The following is a 2,477-nucleotide window of genomic DNA, read 5'->3' on the forward strand; positions in this document are numbered from 1 at the left end:
GTGAGCGCTGTTGCGGCACCACCTTTCGCGCGTGGTCGTGAGCCACGATGCTCGGAGCCTTTGAGGGCTTCGACACATGACGATTTCAGAGCTTACGCTTAAGTCCAGAGACGAAGAGCCGGTTCGTCGGCTTGAGATATTCACGGGTTCTGGACGGCGGCGCGAATGGTTGCCGGAGGAGAAGGCGCGGATCGTGGCGGAAAGCTACGATGCCGGCGAGACCGTGAGCGCGGTGGCCCGGCGATATGCATTGTCCCCGCAGCAGCTGTTCGCCTGGCGCCGGTCCGCGCGGGTGCCATTGGCGAATGCGCCGTCACCGGAGCCATTATTTGTTCCAGCAGTGGTCGCGGCACCGCAGCCCGAACCGGCGGGGAAGCGCGCGAGATCGACGCGGAAGCGGAAGGCCGCGCGAGAAGCCGGCGTGATCGAACTGGAGATTGACGGTGTCGCCATGCGCGTCGGTCGTGGCGCCGACACCAGGACGGTGGCGGCGGTGATCCGTGCGCTGAAGGCGCCGTCGTGATCGGGCCGACGGGTGCGGTCAAGGTGATGGTCGCGACGAAGCCTGTGGACTTCCGCAAGGGGGCCGAGGGCCTGGCGGCGCTGGTGCGCGAGACGATGGGTGCCGATCCGTTCTCTGGCACGGTCTACGTCTTCAGGGCCAAGCGCGCCGACCGGGTCAAGCTGGTGTACTTCGACGGCACCGGCGTTTGCCTGCTGGCGAAGCGTCTGGAGGACGGGAAGTTCTGCTGGCCTGCCATCACCGATGGCGTGGTGAGGTTGTCGGCGGCGCAATTGCAGGCGCTCCTGGAAGGGTTGGATTGGCGGCGCGTGCATGACGCCCGCGAGACGCGCGCGCCGGTCGCGGCAAGTTGATTCCATGGGCGGCCAGAGACGCTGGCAAAGCATTGGAATGCATGATTGAATCGGCCTTGTGAGCAACCCGGCCGAGCCTCAGACCAACGATCCGATCGCGCTTCAGGCGATGCTCGCGGCGGAGCGCGCCGAGAACGAGCGGCTGCGCCAGATCATCAAGGAACTGCAGCGCCACCGCTTCGGCCGCAGGGCAGAGAGCCTGCCGGTCGACCAACTGCTGCTGGGCCTGGAAGAGGCCGAGCAGGTCGAGGCGGAGGACTTCGCCGCAGAGGACGCCGCCGATCCTGCTAAGCGCGAGGCTCGCGCCAGGAAGCGCCGCGCCAACCGCGGTTCACTGCCCGCGCACCTGCCGCGTATCGAGCAGGTCATCGACATCCCCGACAAGATCTGCCCGTGCTGCAAGGGGATGCTGCACGTCATGGGCGAGGATCGCTCCGAGCGCCTCGACATCGTGCCGGCCCAATTCCGCGTCATCGTCACGCGCCGACCGAAGTATGCTTGCCGGAGCTGCGAGGAGGTCGTGGTGCAGGCGCCCGCAGCGGAGCGCCTCGTCGAGGGGGGCATCCCGACCGAAGCGACCGTCGCCCACGTGCTGGTGTCGAAGTATGCCGACCATCTTCCCCTGTATCGCCAGGCGCAGATCTATGCCCGGCAGGGCGTGAACCTGGATCGGTCCACGCTCGCCGACTGGGTCGGCAAGGCAGCCTTCCTGCTACGGCCGATCCACGAGCGGCTGTTCGAGCGGCTGAAGGCGTCCGGCAAGCTCTTCGCCGACGAGACCACGGCGCCGGTGCTCGATCCCGGGCGCGGCCGCACCAAGACGGGCCAGCTGTTCGCTTACGCCCGCGACGATCGCCCCTGGGGCGGGATCGCTCCACCCGGCGTCGCCTATCTCTATGCGCCCGACCGCAAGGCCGAACAGCCGTTGCGCCACCTTCAGGGCTTCGTTGGAATCCTGCAAGTCGACGGCTACGCCGGATACCGGGCGCTGGCCGAGCGCAATGCCGTGAGCCTGGCGTTCTGCTGGGCGCATGTCCGTCGACGCTTCTACGAACTGGCCCAGTCCGGACCCGCGCCGATTGCCACGGAGGCGCTCCAGCGCATCGCCGAGCTCTACAAGATCGAGAGCGAGATACGGGGACGCTCGCCCGAAGAGCGGCGCACCGCCCGCCAGGAGAGAAGCCGCCCCGTCATCGATATCCTCCAGCCATGGCTGCGCGAGAAGCTCGCCCTGGTCAGCCAGAAGAGCAAGCTCGCCGAAGCAATCCGCTACCCGCTCTCGCGCTGGGCCGGACTTGGTCGCTTCCTCGACGACGGCCGCGTCGAGATCGACTCCAACGTGGTCGAACGCTCGATCAGGCCAATCGCCCTCAATCGGAAGAATGCGCTCTTCGCCGGTTCCGACGGCGGTGGAGAGCACTGGGCGACCATCGCCTCGCTCGTAGAAACCGCAAAACTCAACGGCGTCGACCCGTACGCCTACCTCACCGACGTCATCACCCGCATCGTCGCCGGCCATCCGCAAAGCCAACTCGACGACCTGCTGCCCTGGGCCTACGCCCCCGCACCACTCAAGGCCGTGGCCTGAGAACAGCGGTTAC

The 2,477-nt window shown here is 67.2% G+C and carries 3 protein-coding genes; all 3 read left to right on the forward strand.

Annotated features, from left to right (window positions below):
• The first annotated feature begins 76 nt into the window (after positions 1-76).
• A complete protein-coding gene (gene tnpA / locus AC04SH_RS34720; protein ID WP_488481857.1) occupies positions 77-523 on the forward strand; it encodes an IS66-like element accessory protein TnpA in 447 nt (148 codons plus the stop codon).
• Positions 524-549: 26 nt separating this feature from the next.
• Positions 550-876: an IS66 family insertion sequence element accessory protein TnpB gene (gene tnpB / locus AC04SH_RS34725; protein ID WP_488481858.1), complete on the forward strand. Its 327-nt coding sequence runs from the start codon at positions 550-552 to the stop codon at positions 874-876.
• A gap of 109 nt (positions 877-985) precedes the next feature.
• On the forward strand, positions 986-2,464 hold the full coding sequence (gene tnpC / locus AC04SH_RS34730; RefSeq protein WP_488481859.1) for an IS66 family transposase: 1,479 nt from the start codon (positions 986-988) through the stop codon (positions 2,462-2,464).
• The last annotated feature ends 13 nt before the right edge of the window (positions 2,465-2,477 follow it).

This window comes from Mesorhizobium sp. CNPSo 4688 (assembly GCF_057784295.1).